The organism is Shimia sediminis (genome assembly GCF_003990645.1).
GTDB classification, from domain to species: Bacteria; Pseudomonadota; Alphaproteobacteria; order Rhodobacterales; family Rhodobacteraceae; genus Shimia; species Shimia sediminis.
Genome location: NZ_RYZK01000005.1, coordinates 1 through 19,702, shown reverse-complemented (window position 1 = coordinate 19,702; position 19,702 = coordinate 1). Strand labels below are relative to the sequence as shown.

General features: G+C 59.0%; 20 protein-coding genes. 16 read left to right on the top strand and 4 right to left on the bottom strand.

The window, feature by feature from the left end; genetic code table 11:
• Positions 1-110: 110 nt before the first annotated feature.
• Positions 111-305, bottom strand: a complete 195-nt coding sequence (locus tag EK369_RS12125) for a SlyX family protein (protein WP_127114527.1) — start codon at positions 303-305, stop codon at positions 111-113.
• 101 nt (positions 306-406) lie between these two features.
• On the opposite strand from EK369_RS12125, the gene EK369_RS12120 reads away from it, so the two are divergent.
• From EK369_RS12120 to hisG, 5 genes are all read left to right on the top strand, one after another.
• The gene (locus EK369_RS12120; RefSeq protein ID WP_127114526.1) at positions 407-1,210 is read left to right on the top strand and encodes a crotonase/enoyl-CoA hydratase family protein; all 804 of its coding nucleotides are present in this window, start codon (positions 407-409) and stop codon (positions 1,208-1,210) included.
• Between the two features lie 107 nt (positions 1,211-1,317).
• Positions 1,318-1,635: a hypothetical protein gene (locus EK369_RS12115; RefSeq protein WP_127114525.1), complete on the top strand. Its 318-nt coding sequence runs from the start codon at positions 1,318-1,320 to the stop codon at positions 1,633-1,635.
• A gap of 87 nt (positions 1,636-1,722) precedes the next feature.
• Complete coding sequence (hisS, locus tag EK369_RS12110; RefSeq protein WP_127114524.1) at positions 1,723-3,213, top strand: histidine--tRNA ligase; 1,491 nt, start codon at positions 1,723-1,725, stop codon at positions 3,211-3,213.
• Positions 3,213-4,298, top strand: a complete 1,086-nt coding sequence (locus EK369_RS12105; RefSeq protein ID WP_127114523.1) for an ATP phosphoribosyltransferase regulatory subunit — start codon at positions 3,213-3,215, stop codon at positions 4,296-4,298. The genes hisS and EK369_RS12105 overlap by 1 nt, the downstream gene beginning before the upstream one ends.
• Positions 4,295-4,984: an ATP phosphoribosyltransferase gene (gene hisG, locus EK369_RS12100; RefSeq protein WP_127114522.1), complete on the top strand. Its 690-nt coding sequence runs from the start codon at positions 4,295-4,297 to the stop codon at positions 4,982-4,984. The genes EK369_RS12105 and hisG overlap by 4 nt, the downstream gene beginning before the upstream one ends.
• A gap of 51 nt (positions 4,985-5,035) precedes the next feature.
• Here hisG and EK369_RS12095 read toward each other — a convergent pair whose 3' ends face one another.
• Positions 5,036-5,467 (bottom strand): DUF1489 family protein, encoded by a 432-nt coding sequence (locus EK369_RS12095; RefSeq protein ID WP_127114521.1) that lies wholly within the window; start codon positions 5,465-5,467, stop codon positions 5,036-5,038.
• A 175-nt stretch (positions 5,468-5,642) separates the two neighbouring features.
• Between EK369_RS12095 and EK369_RS12090 the strand changes: the two genes are divergently transcribed.
• The 4 genes from EK369_RS12090 to EK369_RS12075 all read left to right on the top strand — a co-directional run bounded on the left by EK369_RS12090 (position 5,643) and on the right by EK369_RS12075 (position 11,642).
• On the top strand, positions 5,643-7,922 hold the full coding sequence (locus tag EK369_RS12090) for an adenosylcobalamin-dependent ribonucleoside-diphosphate reductase (RefSeq protein ID WP_127114520.1): 2,280 nt from the start codon (positions 5,643-5,645) through the stop codon (positions 7,920-7,922).
• A 581-nt stretch (positions 7,923-8,503) separates the two neighbouring features.
• Entirely contained in the window at positions 8,504-9,475 is a 972-nt protein-coding gene (locus EK369_RS12085) for an ABC transporter substrate-binding protein (protein WP_127114519.1), read from the top strand.
• A gap of 67 nt (positions 9,476-9,542) precedes the next feature.
• Positions 9,543-10,571 (top strand): ABC transporter permease, encoded by a 1,029-nt coding sequence (locus tag EK369_RS12080; RefSeq protein WP_127114518.1) that lies wholly within the window; start codon positions 9,543-9,545, stop codon positions 10,569-10,571.
• 12 nt (positions 10,572-10,583) lie between these two features.
• Positions 10,584-11,642, top strand: coding sequence for a quaternary amine ABC transporter ATP-binding protein (locus EK369_RS12075; RefSeq protein WP_127114517.1), 1,059 nt, complete (start codon positions 10,584-10,586; stop codon positions 11,640-11,642).
• A gap of 33 nt (positions 11,643-11,675) precedes the next feature.
• Here EK369_RS12075 and EK369_RS12070 read toward each other — a convergent pair whose 3' ends face one another.
• Positions 11,676-12,599, bottom strand: a complete 924-nt coding sequence (locus tag EK369_RS12070; protein ID WP_127114516.1) for a LysR substrate-binding domain-containing protein — start codon at positions 12,597-12,599, stop codon at positions 11,676-11,678.
• Complete coding sequence (locus tag EK369_RS12065) at positions 12,596-12,835, bottom strand: hypothetical protein (RefSeq protein WP_127114515.1); 240 nt, start codon at positions 12,833-12,835, stop codon at positions 12,596-12,598. Before EK369_RS12065 ends, EK369_RS12070 begins: the two co-directional genes overlap by 4 nt.
• On the opposite strand from EK369_RS12065, the gene EK369_RS12060 reads away from it, so the two are divergent.
• From EK369_RS12060 to EK369_RS12035, 7 genes are all read left to right on the top strand, one after another.
• Entirely contained in the window at positions 12,834-14,438 is a 1,605-nt protein-coding gene (locus EK369_RS12060) for a fatty acid--CoA ligase (protein ID WP_127114514.1), read from the top strand. The two genes, EK369_RS12065 and EK369_RS12060, sit on opposite strands and share 2 nt — an antisense overlap.
• Complete coding sequence (locus EK369_RS12055) at positions 14,435-15,118, top strand: dimethylsulfonioproprionate lyase family protein (RefSeq protein WP_127114513.1); 684 nt, start codon at positions 14,435-14,437, stop codon at positions 15,116-15,118. Before EK369_RS12060 ends, EK369_RS12055 begins: the two co-directional genes overlap by 4 nt.
• 11 nt (positions 15,119-15,129) lie before the next feature.
• Positions 15,130-17,250, top strand: a complete 2,121-nt coding sequence (locus EK369_RS12050) for a 3-hydroxyacyl-CoA dehydrogenase NAD-binding domain-containing protein (protein WP_127114512.1) — start codon at positions 15,130-15,132, stop codon at positions 17,248-17,250.
• Positions 17,247-18,431 (top strand): acetyl-CoA C-acyltransferase, encoded by a 1,185-nt coding sequence (locus tag EK369_RS12045; RefSeq protein WP_127114511.1) that lies wholly within the window; start codon positions 17,247-17,249, stop codon positions 18,429-18,431. The genes EK369_RS12050 and EK369_RS12045 overlap by 4 nt, the downstream gene beginning before the upstream one ends.
• A 128-nt stretch (positions 18,432-18,559) precedes the next feature.
• Positions 18,560-18,790, top strand: coding sequence for a hypothetical protein (locus tag EK369_RS22345; RefSeq protein ID WP_306461215.1), 231 nt, complete (start codon positions 18,560-18,562; stop codon positions 18,788-18,790).
• A 36-nt stretch (positions 18,791-18,826) separates the two neighbouring features.
• Positions 18,827-19,447 carry an AraC family transcriptional regulator ligand-binding domain-containing protein gene (locus tag EK369_RS12040; protein WP_306461214.1) on the top strand — a complete coding sequence of 207 codons (621 nt, stop codon included), beginning with the start codon at positions 18,827-18,829 and terminating at the stop codon, positions 19,445-19,447.
• A 100-nt stretch (positions 19,448-19,547) separates the two neighbouring features.
• The coding region (locus tag EK369_RS12035; RefSeq protein ID WP_164726976.1) for a helix-turn-helix domain-containing protein at positions 19,548-19,702 on the top strand (155 nt) is incomplete at its 3' end.

Below are 19,702 nucleotides of genomic sequence, written 5' to 3'. Positions count from 1 at the left end.
TTGCCGCAAATCCTTAAGGATTTCTTGCCAAAACCGGACTCTCCAAGTTGTACAACATGGGTAAACACCCCAAAAAATGTTGTACAACATGGGTATTTTGGCCAAATCGCCTAGTAATGCGGTGGCCGTTCGTCCCCGACAACAATCCCGCCACTGCCTTCCGACTCGCGGCTGGCTTCGCGCTCCATCAGCATATGCACCCGCCGTGTCAGCGTCGCGATTTCCGCGTCCTGACGGGCCACGACATCGGACAGGTCCTCGACGGTGCGCGTCAAATGCGCGATCTGTTCTTCCAGTTTTTCCATGATGCTCCCTTAGGCTCGCAAGAGAGGCGGGTCAAGCGACGTCGCGTCGAACTTGCCTTGTTTTCTTGGCTTTGCGACGCTTCCCTATCAAAGGAGACCGCATGACCATCACCCTTGAGACCCGCGATCGCACGCGTATTGTCACCATCAATCGCGCGTTTGCCCGCAATGCCGTGAACCCTGAAACTGCACGCGCGCTCTATGACGCCTTTCGCGCGTTTGACGCTGACGACACGGTTGACGTGGCCATCCTCACCGGCGCAGACGGCCATTTCTGCGCGGGCTACGACCTCAAATCCGCCGCCACGGATGAGGGTCAGGATTGGATCAAAAACGTCATGATTCCAGATACTTGGAGCGACGCGTGCACTGATCCCATGCCCGGCCCCATGGGCCCCTCGCGCCTCATGCTGTCCAAACCCGTGATCGCCGCAGTCGAGGGCTACGCCGTCGCCGGAGGCCTCGAACTCGCCGCGTGGTGCGACATGCGCGTGGCCTCCGAGGCGGCCACATTCGGCGTTTTCTGCCGCCGCTGGGGCGTGCCCCTGATCGACGGCGGCACCATCCGCCTGCCACGTATCCTGGGGCAGGGGCGGGCCAATGACATGATCCTCACCGGACGCCCCGTCGGCGCCGAAGACGCCTATCGCATGGGCCTTGCGGATCGTGTTGTTCCAGAGGGTCAAGCCCTTGAAACCGCAGTGGAAATCGCCAACGCTCTCACTCAGTTCCCCCAGGCCTGCCTGCGGGCTGACCACCTGTCGGCCCAGCCCTCCGGCGCCGAACTGGCCACCGCCCTCAAACGCGAATGGCGCTCGTTCCAGACCTTCCTCGCCGAAGGCGCCGCCGGGGCTGCGCGCTTTGCCAGCGGCAAGGGGCGAGGTGGGGATTTCTCGGACATTTAGATAAGCGATTTCAACGGCTTGACGACGAGTCATGTTGCGCCAGGTCATATGGAACTGCGCCGCAAACCGGTAGACTCCTTTTGCAAACATCAGCAGAGGAGACCGGCATGCGCCTCAAACATCTTGCCCCCATCGCCGCCCTTTCCATGATCCTCGCAGGATCTGCGCTGGCCTATTCCGGCGAAGACTACGTGGTCTGCAATCTTGATCCGAACGGAGACAACTTCCTCGCCCTGCGCAGCTGTGGGTCCTCCAAATGTCAGATGCTTCGCACGCTCGGACCGGGAACTTTCCTTTTGACTCTCGAGCCTTACGCAGAAAGCGGGTGGCGTCAGGTGATTGTCAAATCCGGTTTGGATGACCACAGCTACAGCGGTCCCGACGGCTGGGTCTATGACAAGTATATCTGCCGCATTCAGTATTAAAACCTGACTATTCCACCCGTTCGCTTGCCCCCGCGCGGGGCATTGGGTAAAGGCCATGGCGACACCATTCCCATAGGGACCATGACCATGGCCAAGCAGAAGAAAGCCCCCCGCCCCAAGGCAGCAACGCCCAAGGGTTTCCGCGACTATTTCGGCACCGAGGTGACCGAGCGCACCCAGATGCTGCATCAGATCGCCGGGGTCTATCATCGCTATGGTTTCGAGGCCCTCGAATCCAGCGCCGTGGAAACCGTTGAAGCGCTTGGGAAATTTCTGCCCGACGTGGATCGCCCCAACGAAGGCGTCTTTGCCTGGCAAGAGTTTGACGACAACGATCAGGGCGACTGGATGGCGCTGCGCTATGACCTGACCGCCCCTCTGGCGCGGGTCTATGCCCAGCACCGCAACGATCTGCCGACGCCCTATCGCCGCTACGCAATGGGTCCCGTCTGGCGCAACGAAAAGCCGGGCCCGGGCCGATATCGTCAATTTTATCAATGTGATGCGGACACCGTCGGCACCGCCAGCATGGCCGCCGACGCCGAGATCTGCGCCATGCTCTCGGACACGCTCGAGACCGTTGGCATTCCGCGTGGCGACTATCTGGTGCGGGTCAACAACCGCAAGGTTCTGAACGGCGTGCTCGAAGCCATGGGCCTGCCCGAAGGCGAAGGTGCGCGGGATAACGTCCTGAGAACAATCGACAAGTTTGACAAGGTGGGCGAATCCGGTGTGCGCGAGCTGCTGACCAAGGGACGCCTTGACGCCTCCGGCGCGTTCATCGACGGGGTGGGGCTCAGCGAAGATCAGGCCGAACCGGTGCTCGCCTTTCTGACCTCCAAGGCAGATGACGTCGCCAAGACCTTCCAGAACCTGCGCACTGCCGTGGGCGCCTCAGGCATTGGCGCCGAAGGCATCGCCGAGCTGGAGCAAATCGCCGAGCTGCTCGACGCAGGTGGCTACGGCGCGGACCGGATCGAGATTGACCCCTCGGTCGTGCGCGGCCTTGGCTATTACACAGGCCCGGTCTACGAGGCCGAGTTGACCTTTGAAATCTTTGACGAAAAAGGCCGCAAGCGCCAGTTCGGATCGGTCTCGGGGGGCGGTCGCTACGACGATCTCGTCAAACGGTTCACCGGTCAGGCCGTGCCCGCCACGGGCATCTCGATCGGCGTCGATCGCCTGCTCGCTGCCCTGCGCGAAAAGGGCCGCATCGGGGGGCGCACCGAAGGCCCCGTTGTTGTCACCGTCATGGACCGCGACCGCATGGCCGACTATCAGACCATGGTGGCCGAATTGCGCAACGCCAGCATCCGCGCCGAGGTCTACCTTGGCAACCCCAAGAACTTTGGCAACCAGCTCAAATACGCCGACAAGCGCAACTCACCGGTCGCCGTGATCGAAGGCGGCGACGAGAAAGCCAATGGTGTTGTTCAGATCAAGGACTTGATTTTAGGCGCAAAAATCGCCGAAAGCGCCACGCTTGAGGAATGGAAAGAACGCCCCAGCCAGTTCGAAGTGCCGCGCGGCCAACTGGTGGCCAAGGTGCGCGAGATCCTCGCCGGGCAGGACAGCTGATGCCTAAGAAAGCCAAGATTCGCGCCCGTGCGGCCGCGCTGAAAACGATGTTTGAAGATGCCGGGGCCAACCCGGTTGAAACCTCGCTCTTGCAGCCTGCCGAAGTGCTGCTGGACCTCTACGGCGAAGACATCCGCGCCCGGGCCTATGTGACCTCGGACGCCTTGCGCGGCGAACAGATGCTGCGCCCGGACTTTACCGTGCCGGTGGTGCAGATGCACATGGATCACGGCGCCGAACCCGCCCGCTATACCTATGCTGGCGAGGTCTTCCGGCGGCAAGAGGACGACCCGTCCAAGCCAAACGAATACGCTCAGGTGGGCTACGAGGTCTTTGACCGCGAGAACCCCGCCGCCGCCGATGCCGAGGTTTTTGCCCTGATCCGCAAAGGTCTGGGTGATCTGGACCTGCGCGCCGCCACCGGGGACATCGGTATCCTCATGGCCGCGGTCTCGGGGTTGAACACAACCCAACGCCGCAAGGATGCCCTCTTGCGCCACATCTGGCGACCGCGCCGTTTCCGCGCGCTTCTGGACCGCTTTTCCGGGCGCACACCCGCGCCCCAGGCGCGTATGGCCATGCTGGCCAAGCCCGACCCGATGACCCATGACTTCCCCCGCATCGGCCTGCGCTCTGACGCCGAGGTGGCCGCGCGGATCGAAGCCCTGAAAGAAGATGCCGAGGCCGCGCCGATCACGGCCAACGAGGTCGCGCTGATCGAGGCGTTGCTGGGCGTGCGTGAAAAACTGCCCTACGCGCTGGAACACCTGCGCGACATTGCCGTCGACATGCCCGCCATCACCGAGGCCGTCTACTGTCTCAAGGACCGGATGGATGCCTTGCAGGCCCAGGGGATCGACGTGGACGCCCTTGAATTCGAGGCCAGCTATGGCCGCACTTCGATGGAATACTACGACGGCTTTGTTTTTGGCTTTTACGCCGAGGGCCGCCCAGATCTGCCACCGGTCGCAACCGGGGGGCGCTATGATGCTTTGACACGTGTGCTGGGGCAGGGGCGGGAAATCCCGGCGGTCGGCGGCGTGATCCGCCCGGGCCTGTTGCTCGAGCTGGAGGGCGCGCTATGACGATCAAACTGGGGGTTCCGTCCAAGGGACGGTTGATGGACAAAACCTTTGACTGGTTCCGTGCACGCGGCGTCTCGCTCGCCCGCACCGGATCGGATCGAGAGTATGCCGGCGCGGTCGAAGGCGTCGACGGGGTAGAGCTGGTGCTGCTCTCGGCGGGCGAAATCCCGCGCGAACTGGCGACGGGGCGCATTCATCTGGGCGTGACCGGAACCGACCTTGTGCGCGAAAAGCTGGCCCGCTGGGAACAGCAGGTGGAAGAGGTTGCCTTGCTTGGCTTTGGTCAGGCCGACCTGATCCTCGCCGTGCCGAATTGCTGGGTTGATGTGGATACGCTGGACGATCTGGACGCCGCCTCGGCCGCCTTCCGGGCGCGCCATGGGTTCCGCCTGCGCATCGCCACCAAGTATCACCGCCTCGTGCGCGAATACCTGCAGGACAACGGCGTTGCGGACTATCAACTGGTTGACAGCCAGGGCGCAACAGAAGGCGTCGTGAAGAACGAAACCGCCGAGGCGATTGCGGATATCACCTCAACCGGGGAAACCCTGCGCGCCAACCACCTCAAGATCATGAGCGACGGCCCAATCCTGAAATCGCAGGCCACCCTGTGGCGCAGCCGCGTGGCGACTTACAGCGACGCGGACCGCCTGGTCCTGTCAAAACTGTTGGACACCCTCAGGTAAGAAATTCTTCTAGAAGAATTTCCAAGTCTCAGAATTTTCTAGAAAATTCTGCTAACGGACACCAATTTCAGCCAGGGCTGTGGCCAGTTCCGGGGGCAGATCGGTGTCGCTGGCGTTTTGGTCACGCAAATCCGCAGGGCTGTCTTCCGGCTTCAGATACCGCCAGCCCTGAAACGGTCGGCGCAGGGCGGTTTCGGTGCGATGCACCGTTGGGTCAAGCACGATGGCACAGCGGCGAATGCCGTCCGCCCCGATCACCTCGTCCAGCCGCAGGATGGTCTGGCGGCACTGGATCGCCCCCTTGATGACCCAATAGATCGAGCCACCTTGCAGGATCTCGGCCTCGCGCTTGGGCCACATGCGGGTCACGTGGCGGGGCAGGCCATCGTCGGTCTGGGCGCGCCGGGTCGCTTGCCACGTGGACATCGAGTCGACGTTTTCCGATCCCACGGACAGCTTTACCAGGTTGATGAATTTATCCACAGGTTACTCACAGATTCGTCCCAAGGTGACCCCTCATATTGTAGTCCGGTGTGGCCCGACAGCAAGCAGTTGTGTTTTTTGTTCCGTGAAATGTCGCTGTGTGGGTTTCCCGGCAGGCAAGTCTGGGCTAGTCTGGGACCCTCTTTCAAATACTGAGATATCTGGGAATCACACGATGAGCCGTTTTGCCGCCCCCATTGCCGAGTCCATCTGGGACATGAAATACCGTTTCAAACAAGCGGACGGCAAACCCATTGATCTCACGGTCGAGGACAGCTGGCGGCGCATCGCACGCGATCTGGCCAAGGTCGAAAAAGACCCCTCGGCCTGGGAAGATCGGTTTTACGACGCTCTTGAGGACTTCAAATACCTGCCTGCAGGCCGCATCACCGCAGGCGCAGGCACGGCGCGTAATGTGACCCTGTTCAACTGCTTTGTTATGGGCACCATCCCTGACAGCATGGGCGGCATTTTCGATATGCTGAAAGAGGCCGCGCTGACCATGCAGCAGGGCGGCGGCATCGGGTATGATTTCTCGACCATTCGCCCGCGTGGCGCCGATGTCAAAGGCGTGGCCGCCGATGCCTCTGGCCCCTTGAGCTTCATGGACGTCTGGGACGCCATGTGCCGCACCATCATGTCCGCAGGCAGCCGCCGTGGTGCAATGATGGCCACCATGCGCTGCGACCACCCCGACATCGACGCCTTTATCACCGCCAAATCCGACCCCGCCCGCCTGCGCATGTTCAACATGTCGGTGCTGGTCACGGATGCCTTCATGGAAGCGGTCAAAGCCGATGGTCCGTGGGAGCTGAAATTCCAGGACAAGGTCTATCACACGGTCGACGCGCGCGATCTGTGGAACAAGATCATGCAGAACACCTATGATCATGCGGAACCGGGTGTGATCTTCATCGACCGCATCAACCAGATGAACAACCTCAGCTATGTTGAGACCATCGCCGCCACCAACCCCTGCGGCGAGCAACCCCTGCCGCCGTATGGTGCCTGTCTTCTGGGGTCCATCAACCTCGCACGGCTGGTCTCCAACCCGTTCGAGGCAAGCGCCGCGCTGAACCAGGGCGAACTGGACGATCTGGTCGCCACCGCCGTGCGCATGATGGACAATGTCGTTGACGCCTCGCGCTTTCCGCTGCCTGAACAGGCACAAGAGGCGCAGAACAAACGCCGCATCGGCCTGGGCGTGACCGGACTGGCGGACGCGCTCTTGATGCTGGGCCTGCGCTATGGCAGCGAAGAGGCCGCCGCCCAGACCGAAGCCTGGATGAAGGCCATCGCGCGGGCGTCCTATCTGGCATCCGCCAACCTCGCCAAGGAAAAAGGCGCTTTTCCGCTGTTTGACAAGGACAAGTACCTGGCGGGCGGATTGGTCGCCGCCATGGACGACGACGTCAAGGCCGCCATCGCCGAACACGGCATCCGCAACGCTTTGCTGACCTCGATCGCCCCCACCGGCACAATCAGCCTCTATGCGGGCAACGTGTCTTCGGGGATCGAGCCGGTCTTTGCCTATGCCTATACCCGCAAGGTGCTGCAAAAAGACGGCTCGCGGACTGAGGAAGAAGTGGTTGATTACGCCGTGCAGATGTGGCGCGACAAGTTCGGCGACAAAAAGCTGCCCGACTACTTCGTCAACGCCCAGACGCTGGAACCGGCCGCCCATGTGCGCATGCAGGCCGCGGCGCAGAAATGGATCGACAGTTCGATTTCCAAGACCATCAACTGCCCCGAAGACATCGACTTTGAGGCCTTCAAAGACGTTTACATGCAGGCCTGGGACACAGGTTGCAAAGGCTGCACCACCTACCGCCCGAATGACGTCACCGGATCGGTCCTCGCCGTATCGGAAACCTCGGAGTCCGCCCCCGGCGAACAGCCTGCCGACCACGTGGCCGATGGCGAAGTCATCTACATGTCCGAGCCTCTGGAACGCCCGCAATCGCTCGAAGGCGCGACCTATAAACTCAAGTGGCCCGACAGCGAGCACGCGATTTACCTGACGGTGAATGACACCATCATCAACGGCCATCGCCGCCCGTTCGAAGTGTTCATCAACTCCAAGAACATGGAGCACTACGCCTGGACGCTGGCGCTCACCCGGATGATTTCCGCCGTGTTCCGCCGGGGCGGAGACGTGTCATTTGTGGTCGAGGAACTGAAAGCCGTGTTTGACCCGCGCGGCGGCGCCTGGATGGAAGGCAAATACATCCCCTCGATCCTCGCCGCGATTGGTGGCGTGATCGAGCGTCACATGATCACCATCGGCTTTATCGCAGGCGAGGGCATGGGCCTCAAAACCGACCCGCAAGCCGAGGTCATGGCCGTGGGCGAAGCCCCGCGTGGCAAGGCCTGCCCAAGTTGCGGCCAGTTCGATATGCGCATGATCGAAGGCTGCATGACCTGCGGCTCCTGCGGGCACTCAAAATGCGGGTGACCGCGCGCTGTGTCCTCTGCCTGGCGTGAACGCCAGCATCAGTCTGCAATTTGACCAGTTGAAATCGCAATTCTAACCACAAAGAGTTTGCGTCGCTTCTATCGGGCGGTGGCAAGTACCTTTCTGGGAGTGGAGAAAGCCCAATCAGCGTTCGGTCGTGATATCCGTTGTGACTGCTGAGTTTTGTGAAGCAGACCATATCGGGCATTTGTCGCAAAAGAAGCAAATGACCGTAGGGTGCCCGCATTGTCTCAATGCAACATCGTGCTCGAATGAAAGTGGCGTGCCCTGAATGGGCATCCTTGTGTGTGATGACACCTCATGGTGTCTCTTAGAGAAATCTGAAAACTCGCCTGCTTTTGCCACACAGGGATTTGCATCTGAGACGTATTCGTCGGAATAAAGTTCACTCTGCACGAGCCTGGTGTGACACTCTACCTGTAAACATTCGTACATGATCCTAAATTCTTTTCAGTTCTTTGATCAGTGGCACGCCGATACAAATCATTGCTAGGAACAAGGCGAAAGTTGGTTTGGAGCGTTTCTCTCCCCCCGTTTCGCCGATGACAAGGAGGAAAGAAATGTTCAAGATATCAACGGGTCTGGGATGCGTATTTGCTGCGGCAATCACCGCTTCGGCGGCCCAGGCAAACGACTGCGGTGAAGTATCACTGATGCAGGCCGATTGGGGATCAGCGCAAATTGTGACCGCGGTCTCGAAGTTCCTGATGGAGCAAGGCTATGGCTGCGAAGTGACCACGGTTCCGCTCTCGAGCAACCCTGCGCTGGCATCCGTTTCCGAGACCGGAGAGCCCGATATTCTGACCGAAATCTGGACAAACGGCGCGCCGGCTTACCAAGGATTGGTTGACTCAGGTGCGATCATTCCGGTGACCGAAGTTCTGTCAGATGGCGGTGTCGAAGGGTTCTTTGTTCCGAACTACCTTGTGGAGAAACATCCCGAACTGGCAACGATTGAGGGCATCGCAGCCAACCCCGAACTTGTCGGAAATCGCTTTCACAACTGCCCCGAGGGATGGACCTGTCTGAATGTCAGCACCAACCTGCTGACGGCAAGCGGGTTGATTGATGCAGGCATTGATAACTTTGTACATGGATCAGGCGAAACCCTTGCGGCGTCGATCGCGGCCGCCTACGACAACAAGGAGCCGTGGTTCGGTTTTTATTGGGCGCCGACATCGGTGCTGGGCAAATACCCGATGACCCTGGTCGAGATGGGCCCGCATCACCCTGAAAAGCACGCCTGCAACATCACAGCGGAATGCGAGACGCCAGCAATGAGCGCCTTTCCCCGCAGTGAAGTGGTGACTGTCCTGTCCAAGGAATTCATGGCTGAAAACGCGGAAATCTCTGAGCTGATGACAAATCTGTCCTTCACCAACGCACAGATGGGCGAAACGCTGGCATGGGTCGAGGACAACAACGCCTCCTACGATGAAGGTGCGGTACATTTCCTGACGACCTATAAGGACGTCTGGGGCGCGTGGCTTAACGATGCGGCGCGCGACAAACTTTCCGCATTGCTGCAGTAAACTGCTAGGACAGGGGCATCCTCAGTGATGCCCCTAACGCACTGAAGTAGATCGGAAAGTGGGATAAATGGCCTTCTATGACAAGTTATTCAGCGCCATGGGTTTGAGCGACTGGTGCGGCACGTCAGACGACAAAGCGCCTCTTTCGCTGGCGGACCTTGCGGCGCAAGCAGGAGGAGCAGAGGACGCCGGTCCGGTCTTTCCAATTCCCTCGTTTGACAATCTGCATGAAAGCTGCAACCGCGTGTGGCAGTCGCGTGATGTCACCAACGGGATCGAAGACGGGTTTCTGGCAGCTAAGCCTGCCCTGAAAGCCGTTCTGGATCCGATCACACAACCATTGAGTTGGGTGTTGGATGGCGCACTTTGGCTATTTGAGGCGACGCCGTGGTTCATCATGGTTCCGCTTCTGGTGGCGATTTCCTGGTACGCCTCGCGGTCGCGCCCTGTGACGATCTTTGTTGCCGTCGCGATTATGCTGCTGGCTGTCGTCGACCACTACGATGTGGCGATGCAGACCCTGTCGATCATCTTTGTTTGCACGACGATATCGGTGCTGTTCGGTGTGCCCATTGGCATTGCCATGTCGAAATCCGACCGGTTGCAAAAAAGCGTCGTTCCGTTGCTCGACCTGCTGCAGACGCTGCCGACCTTTGTGTACCTGATCCCTTTGATTTTCTTGTTCTCTGTCACTGAGTCCAAGCTTTATGGAATTGCCATCATTCTTTACGCGATTGTTCCGGTGATCCGCCTGACCGACCTGGGCATCCGGCTTGTCGACAGTGACGTGATCGAGGCGGCCAATGCCTTTGGCATGAATGACCGCCAGAAACTGATACGAGTGCAATTGCCGCTGGCGCTGCCGAACATCATGGCCGGGATCAACCAGACCATCATGATGAGCCTTGCCATGGTCGTGATCGCCTCTCTTGTTTCGGCCCCTGGCCTTGGCGTGAACGTGCTGCGCGGTATCCGAAACCTTGAACTGGGTGTGGGCATCGTCGCTGGTATCGGCATTGTTCTGCTGGCCGTGATCCTTGATCGTGTGTCCAAAGCAGCTCTCACACGGGTCGATAAGACCCAAGTCAAACACTAAGGAGCCGGTTCGATGACACAACCAATGGTCAGCCTTTCCGGGCTCTATAAAATCTTCGGCCCCCGCGACATGGAGGTGTTGCACCATGTCCAGAATGGCATGGGCAAGGAAGAGTTGCTGGCGCAGCACGGGCACGTGCTGGGTCTGAACAACATCAACGTCGATATGCAGGCGGGCGAAATCACAGTGGTCATGGGCCTGTCAGGCTCGGGCAAATCCACGCTGATCCGCCACCTGAACCGATTGATCGAACCCACCGCGGGCGAGATCATCGTGCAGGGCGAGGACGTGATGCAACTGTCCGAGGACGGGCTGCGTCATGCCCGTCAGGAAAAGATGTCCATGGTGTTCCAGAAATTCGCACTCTTGCCGCACAAGACCGTGCTGAAAAACGCGGGTATGCCGCTGTCGGTGCGTGGCGAAGACGAGGTCACCTGCGATCGCGAAGCCGCGAAATGGCTGAATCGCGTGGGTCTGACCGGGTTCGAGAACCATTATCCAGCGCAGTTGTCTGGTGGCATGCAACAGCGGGTGGGCATTGCACGGGCGCTGACCGCAAACACACCGATCATGCTGATGGACGAGGCTTTTTCGGCCCTTGATCCGCTGATCCGGACTGACATGCAGGACCTGCTTCTCGAGCTGCAAAAAGAGTTGCACAAGACCATCATCTTCATCACGCATGACCTTGATGAGGCGCTGAAGCTGGCCGATCACCTTGTGATCCTGAAGGACGGCTTTGTTGTGCAACAGGGCGAACCGCAGCATATCCTGCTGAACCCTAACGATCCCTACATCGAAGACTTTGTGAGCGACATCAACCGTGCACGGGTTCTGCGGGTGCGCTCGATTATGACCCCGCTTGTCGACGGCAAAGTGCCCGAGGATGCGCATGGCGAAGTGGACGTGAATGACACGCTCGAAAGCATGATTGCGCGGTCCGGCGGGGATACGTCCCACGCCTATATCGTCAAGGATGGGGAGCAGACGGTCGGCACACTGGACATGACCGAACTGGTTCGCGCTCTTGTCCCTCGTGTTGCCTCTGAAGCAGGTGCGCGTCAGTCCTGACGCGCATCTTTGGCTGAGGTGAAATTCAACAGATCAGGCCCGGAAGAACCGCATGGTTGGGTCGGCCTCGATCTGTTCGAACAGCCAGTCAACAAAGGTGTCGAGCTTGGGGTTGGGAGCACGTTCTTTTTGCGTCGCCAGATACCAGCGACCGGGCTCTGGCACTGACGTATCGAACGGTTTGACCAGGCGCCCTCTTTCCAGGTCACGCGTGCAAAACGGTGCCCTTGCAACGCTGATGCCGTGATTTTTCAGCACAGCCTCGCGGACAAGCGGGTAGTTGTCGAAAATCGAGCCAAACTTCATGGTCTCGCGATCCAAGCCAACCGCATCCAGCCAACGGTCCCAGTCATCCGGCTCATTCCATGTGCTTGGGACACTCAGCAACAGGTGATTTCCCAGCTCTTCCAGCGGCATCCCACCGCTTGGCGCATGCAGGGCCTCCGGAGCGCACACCGGATAGATATCCGTTTCGAACAAGGGGCTGTAGTTGAACCGTTTGTCAAAAGGTGGCGCATTGAAAACCCCCACATCGAACCGGTGCATGTCATAATCACCATCCTCAAAGGTGGAGACGATGCGCACACGTGTGTCCGGGTTATCCTGAAGGAATTCGGCCAATCTGGGCTGGAGCCACATTGTGTTGAAACTGGCGTAGGACTGGACAAGCAACACGTCCGGTTCCTCGGGGGCCTGGATGCGCTGTGTGGCTTTGACAATGCCCTGGATGTGTTCGCGGACCGGCGGATAATACTGCTCGCCGGCCGGGGTCAGTTCGACCGAACGGCTCGTGCGTTCCAGCAGTTTGACGCCGATTGTTGTTTCCAGTGCCTTGACCTGGTGGCTGACGGCCGCGTGGGTCACACAAATCTCGTCAGCGGCCTTACGGAAACTCTTGTGACGTGCCACAGCCTCAAAAGCGCGTAGTGAAACCAGCGTGGGCATATGCGTGGTCATTGCTGCATCTCCTTGATGAAACCTCTGCCTACTCTCAAGCAGAGGTATCCGACGGCGGGCGCGAGTTTAGCAGGGTTCAGATACTCTTTTTCATAGCCTGCCGGGGGATGGCGCGCAATTCGTGGTGCGGGGTGATCGGTTAGAATTTCTTGATGAAAGGAAATTTCTTTCAATTCTTCAACCGGGTGAGGCATGCCAAATTGGCTGACAGAGATGCTAAGAGAGTCCACCTTCATGCCGTCACTTGTGCCATCGCCAAACGCATATGGTTATCCGCTGCTGATCAAGCATGTGCTGGCCGGATCCCAGGGCGCGTCAGCCACCGAAGAAATCGTCAGCGGCGCTGATATGCGACTGAGTTACGCGGACTTGGGCGCGCGCGTCTGCCAGCTTGCCAACTCTCTAAAGGCCCGTGGCATAAGACAGGGCATGCGCGTCGGTGTCATGGATTGGGATACACACCGCTATCTTGAGAGTTTTTTCGCGATCCCGATGATGGGCGCGACGCTTTTCACGATCAACGTGCGTTTATCGCCTGAGCAGGTTCTTTACACGATCAACCATGGCAGGCCCGATCTGATTATCGTGCACCGCGATTTCATGCCTCTGATTGACGACATCAAATCGGGCTTTGATCGGGACATCATCATCGTGCCGATTGGCGACGGTGAAGGATATGAAGAGTGGATAAGCGAGGCCCCGGACAGCTTTGATTTTCCGGACTTCGATGAAAACCAAACGGCAACCCTGTTTTACACCACCGGGACCACCGGCAACCCCAAAGGGGTGAGCTATTCCCACCGGCAGTTGGTGCTTCACACCTTGGGCCTGATTGCTGGATTCGGCGCGTGGCCGGGAAACGCCGGCTTTCATCGCGGCGACGTTTACATGCCGCTGACGCCCTTGTTTCACGTGCACGGCTGGGGATTTCCATATGCCGCGACGATGCTGGGGCTGCGGCAGGTCTATCCCGGTCGATATGACCCTGAAACACTCTTGCGGTTGATTGCAGACGAAAACGTCACCTTTTCCCATTGCGTGCCCACGGTCCTGTCAATGGTGCTCGACCATCCCAACTGCGCGCAGACTGACCTGAGCCGATGGAAGGTGATCATTGGCGGGGCCGCCTTGCCGCGAAGTCTGCAAGGCCGCGCAGCGGCTACGGGCATATCCTTGCATGCGGCCTATGGGATGTCTGAAACCTGTCCGTTTCTGACGGTGGCCGATTTGTCCAGCAATGACCCCGAGATGCAGGCGCAAACCGGCTTTCCCGGCCCTCTTGTCGACCTTCGTGTTGTGACACCGGATATGAAGGACGTCCCGCATGACGGCGAGACAACCGGCGAAGTTGTTGCGCGGGCGCCGTGGTTGACCCAAGGCTATCTGGACAACGCGCAAGCCTCAGATGACCTGTGGAATGGTGGATACCTGCACACCGGGGATGTTGGCTATATCCGCGAGAATGGGTCGTTGCAGATTACGGATCGCCTCAAGGACGTGATCAAGACCGGCGGTGAGTGGATTTCCTCGCTGGCACTGGAAAACATAGCATCGTCTTGTAGCGGCGTTGAGGACGTCGCCGCGATTGGCCTGCCGCATGCCAAGTGGGGCGAAAGGCCGGTGCTGGTTGCTCAGGCCGCAGAGAATGCCGAACCGGATCTTGTGCGCCAGAGCGTCATGGAGGAAATCCAGTCGCGCGTTGACGCGGGCGAAATTTCAAAATGGGCCATTCCAGACGACATATTCTTTGTCATCCACCTTCCTAAAACCAGCGTCGGCAAGCTCGACAAGAAGCTCGTTCGGCAAGACATTTTAACGCGCGCGGGCCAAAAATCATGACAGACAAGCAACGCCGTATTCAGGCGCTCATCCAATCCATTGTTGCCTATCTGCAGACTCGCAGAGTTGTCACGGGCGTTGATCTGACGTTGGAAAAGCTTGCAGCCATGGACCTGTCCGATGAAAGGCTCATCGACATACCGCCCCAGGGAACCCGGCACGATGAGGTTCTGAAAAACGCCATCGCCGGGATCGTCGCCCCGGAATTGCGGGACATCGCACGGTGTCTGAAAGCGGCCAAAGACGATCTGGTCTGGCGCGAAGACAACGCCCAATTCTATCCACCCGGTGCCGATTTGGGCGAAGGATATACAAAGTGCAACCTGCATTCCCCGCTGATTGGGCCGGACGCATGTGGGTATCACCATCCTGATTTCAACCTGGGCATTTTCATGCTGGGTCCACGGACGCTGTATCGGGACCATAACCACGACGCGCCAGAGCTGTATCTGAACCTGTCCGAAAAATCGGGTTGGCGGTTTGGCACCCGCGATTGGCAGGATTATCCGGCTGGATCACTTATCTGGAACGCAGCGGGCGAGCTCCACGCCACGCGGGTCTATGACCAGCCGTTCATCTCGGTCTTTGTCTGGCTCGAGAACGTGCATTCACGCTGTAACGTAATCCCCTTCGACGACTGGGCAGAGATTGAACACGATCTCGCCAAGCAGCCTAACTGAGGTTTCCGAACATGATTTCCATTGAACACACCGAGGGCGTCGCTTTCATTGAGCTGAATGCCCCTCCGGTGAACGCCCTCGGCTTGCAGATGCGACAGGCGTTGTCGAAGGCCATTCGCGAGTTGGATGCTAACGAGCAGATCGAAACGATCGTTCTATGCTCGGCTCTGCCGCTGTTTTGCGGCGGCGCTGATATCGTCGAGTTCCGCACCGGGGCAGTCTGGGACAAGCCGGACCTGCCGGACCTGTGTGTGACAATTGAAACCAGCACAAAGCCGGTTATCGCCGCGATAGCAGGCCCCGCGATGGGCGGCGCGCTGGAGATCGCGCTTGCCTGTGATTACCGTGTCGCCACGCCGGATGCCGTGATGGGGCTGCCAGAGATCAAGCTGGGGTTGCTGCCAGGTGCCGGGGGCACCCAAAGGCTGCCACGGATTGCCGGGCTGGAAGCGGCAACGCAAATGATCCTTTCGGGTGATCCCGTGAAAGGCGACTATGCCCTGTCCTGCGGGCTGGTCGACGCGCTGTTTGAGAACAACCAGGATTTTCGCGCACATGTTTTGGGTTTCGCCACCCGTGTCAGCCATGAGCGCGAACCGAAACGCAGTTGCGCAGATATGACCGTCACACACCCTGATCCCAAGGGATATCTGACGGGTTTCCGAGACCAGATAGCGCACACGTCCAAAAACCTTGTCGCCCCTGAACGCTGCTTGGTATCCATCGAGGCCGCGTGCGAACTGCCCCTGGCCGAGGGGTTGGCACAAGAAAAGGCAGGTTTCGCTGACCTGCTCGACACACCTCAGTCGCGCGCAGGCCGGCATCTGTTCTTTGCAGAGCGTGAATGCACCAAGGTTCCCGGCGTTACCCGTGCGGACCAACCACGCGACATTGCATCGGTCGCCGTGATCGGTGCCGGAACAATGGGGCGCGGCATCGCCATCGCCTTTCTGCAGGCGGGGTATCGGGTCACGTTTCTGGAAACCACGCAATCTGCGCTGGAACAGGGGTTGGAAAAGGTCCGCGAGCATTTCCAGCGCGCGGCCCAAAAAGGGCGGCTCAGTGCTGATCGCGCAGAGGCCATCGCCGCCAACGCCACAGGAACGCTCAGCTACGGCGACCTTGGCGAGGCCGACCTGATCATTGAAGCGGCGTTTGAAAGCATGACTGTCAAACGCCAGATTTTCGCGAGCCTGGACCAGCACGCCAAACCGGGCGCGATACTGGCCTCGAACACATCGACATTGGATGTTGATGAAATTGCCGCGGTCACCTCCCGCCCGGAGGATGTGATTGGCCTCCATTTCTTCAGCCCGGCAAATGTCATGCGCTTGCTGGAGGTGGTACGCGGCGCCAAGACCGCTCCGGATGTGATTGCAACGGCACTCACGGTCGCAAAGAAGATCCGAAAGCTCCCTGTCACGGTTGGCGTGTGCTACGGCTTTGTTGGAAACCGGATGCTGGAGCCATATTTTCGCGAAGGATCTCGTCTGCTTCTTGAGGGGGCGACGCCGAAACAGGTGGATGACGTCCTTGAAGGCTTTGGCATGGCCATGGGCATTCACGCAATGGCGGATCTGGCCGGGGTTGATGTGGGTGCCCGCGTGCGTCAGGAGCGGCGCAGTGAAATCGCACATGACCCCACATACCAGGCCGTGCAGGACAGGTTGTTTGAACTGGGCCGACTGGGTCAGAAAACCGGGCGTGGCAGCTATATCTACGAGGGCCGGGCACGGGTCGAAGACCCTGAGATTATTCAAATCAGCACCGATTTGGCAGACCTGCATGGCATAAAACGCAGGGACATCGGCGCACTTGAAATCCTTGAACGGTGCCTTTTTCCCCTGATCAACGAGGGCTTTTTGATCCTTGAAGAGGGCATTGCGACGCGCCCCGGTGACTGCGACCTGATCTGGGTCAACGGCTATGGCTTTCCCAACTGGCGCGGCGGCCCGATGCACTATGCCGATGAAATCGGATTGCCCCGCATTCTGGACCGCATGACCCACTACCGGCAATCGCTGGGTGCTTATGGAGAGATGTGGTTCACACCTGCGCCTTTGCTGGAAGACCTCGCAGCCTCGGGCATGACACTTGCCGCGCATTTTGATGCCAAAAAGGAAACATCATGAGAGAAGCCGTTATCGTCTCAACCGCCCGAACCCCGATTGGGGTTGCCTATAAGGGTGCGCTGAACAACATCAAATCCCCTACCATGATGGGGCACGCCATTCAGCACGCGGTTGAACGTGCAGGCGTGGACCCCGGTTCGATCGAAGATGTCGTCATCGGATCGGTCCTGACTGCGGGGACAGGCGGCATGAATGTCGCCCGTTTGTCGGCGCTGGCGGCGGGGCTGCCAAGTACAGTGGCAGGTCAGACGATGGACAGGCAATGTTCCTCCGGGTTGATGGCCATTGCGACGGCTGCAAAGCAGGTCATTGTGGATGGTCAGACCATCGCCGTGGCAGGCGGGCAGGAAAATATTTCCGCCCTGCAGAATGCTTATCTGAAATGGGCGGGCGATGAGAAAGATCCAAACGTTATTGCCCAATCCGAGCATGCCTATATGCCGATGCTGATGACGGCCGAAAATGTGGCACGAACCTATGGGATCAGCCGCGATGTGCAGGATGAATACGCCGCACTTTCCCAAGGTCGGACTGCCCGGGCTCAGGCCGCTGGCGCCTTTGATGACGAGATCGTCCCGATCACGGCGATCAAACGCATCAAGAACCGCGAAACCGGTGAGGAAACCCTGGAAGAGGTGACCTTGTCACAAGACGAAGGCAACCGGCCGGGCACGACGGCCGAAACGCTCGGGGCATTGAACCCGGTTATCGAAGGCGGCCTGATCACCGCCGGAAACGCAAGCCAGCTTTCTGACGGGGCCTCGGCCTGTGTGCTCATGGAAGGCAAAATGGCTGAGCAGCAGGGGTTCACTCCGCTGGGCATCTATCGCGGTATGGCAGTCGCTGGAAACGCACCGGAAGAGATGGGTGTCGGGCCGATCTATGCCATTCCAAAGCTGTTGAAGACTGCAGGTCTCCGCATAAGCGACATTGGGCTTTGGGAGCTTAACGAAGCCTTTGCCTGCCAGGCTCTCTATTGCCGTGACCATCTTGGGATTGATCCCGAAATCTACAACGTGAACGGCGGTGCGATATCGATTGGCCACCCCTACGGCATGACAGGCGCGAGACAAGTCGGGCACGCTTTGCTTGAAGGAAAGCGTCGTGGCGTAAAATACGTGGTGACCTCCATGTGTGTCGGCGGAGGCATGGGCGCCGCAGCACTGTTCGAAGTCGCCTGATCTCACTGAAATGAGTTCAAGCAGAGCGTTATCTGGTTGAGACATTGACATTCTGTCATCTGCGAAAGCCGCCATCTGCAAGCCTGCATTTCATGTCGACCGGAATTGGTGATACCTCCTGAGGCGTTATGACCAATGTCACGCCAACGATCCTTTCCACGGTTTCCAGCCAGTTTGTCGATGACTGGCTGGCAGCGCTGCGTGCCCTGTGCCCAGAGGCGCAGATGGCGTCGCTGCTTAGCCGGTCCGGTCTGAACGCGGATACGCGCTCGCCGAATGGTCGCGTCACGCTGGATCAGATCGTATGCCTCTATCAACTCGCCGCAGTTGAGACCGGTGATGAGATGATGGGGCTTTGAAGCAGACCCGTCCGGCCGAGGGCCCTGCAACATCTTTTGACCACTGTCAGGGAAGCCACGTCTCTTGCATCTGCACTCTACCGGTTTTCGACCTTCTGGAATTTGCTGCTGGATGACTATCAGTTTGATCTGGATGATACTGACAGCGCATTGGTGCTGACCCTTAAACCACAAGGCGACGTGCCGCTTCAGCGGTTTGGCCACATGTTGATCCTCAAACTTGCCCATGGGCTTTTGTCTTGGTTGGCCGGGCACGAGGTTCCGGTTAAGGCCGTAGATTTCGCGTTTGACCGCCCGGAGTTTGACCAGGATTACGCGATCATCTTTCCTGCACCGCTGCGGTTTGGCCAGCCCGCCACCGCAATCTCGTTCGATCCGAATGCACTGGGTCCCGTGCAGACGCGCAGCACCGCTGGCCTTGACCGGTTTTTGCAAAACGCGCCCCGGGACTGGATCTTCACCTCTTCGCGCGAAACACACCCAATCGCTGCGGGTGCGCACGTATCTCGGTCAGACAGGTTGGGATTCGGCGACCTTAACACAGACTGCATCCGCAATGCACATGACCCCGCGCACCCTGATCCGCAGGCTACACGCGGATGGCACGTCGTTTCAGGCCGCAAAGGATGCCCTACGGCGCGACATCGCAATCCGTGATCTTCAGGCGGGGCGCAAAAGCGTTGAAGCCATCGCATGGAGCTGTCACGGAATTGTTCCGCTCCTTTGACTTGGTATTTTGCCACAAAGGAGAGACATCATGGCACCGAAACCAACCCTGGAATTCCGCGCCGAAGCAGTGCGCGTAGCGTTGACGAGCGGGCTGCCGCGTAAACAAGTGGCCGCCGATTTTGGGATCGGCTTCTCGACACTGAGCCGCTGGATCCAGCAGGATCGGCGCAATCCCGAGAAGCC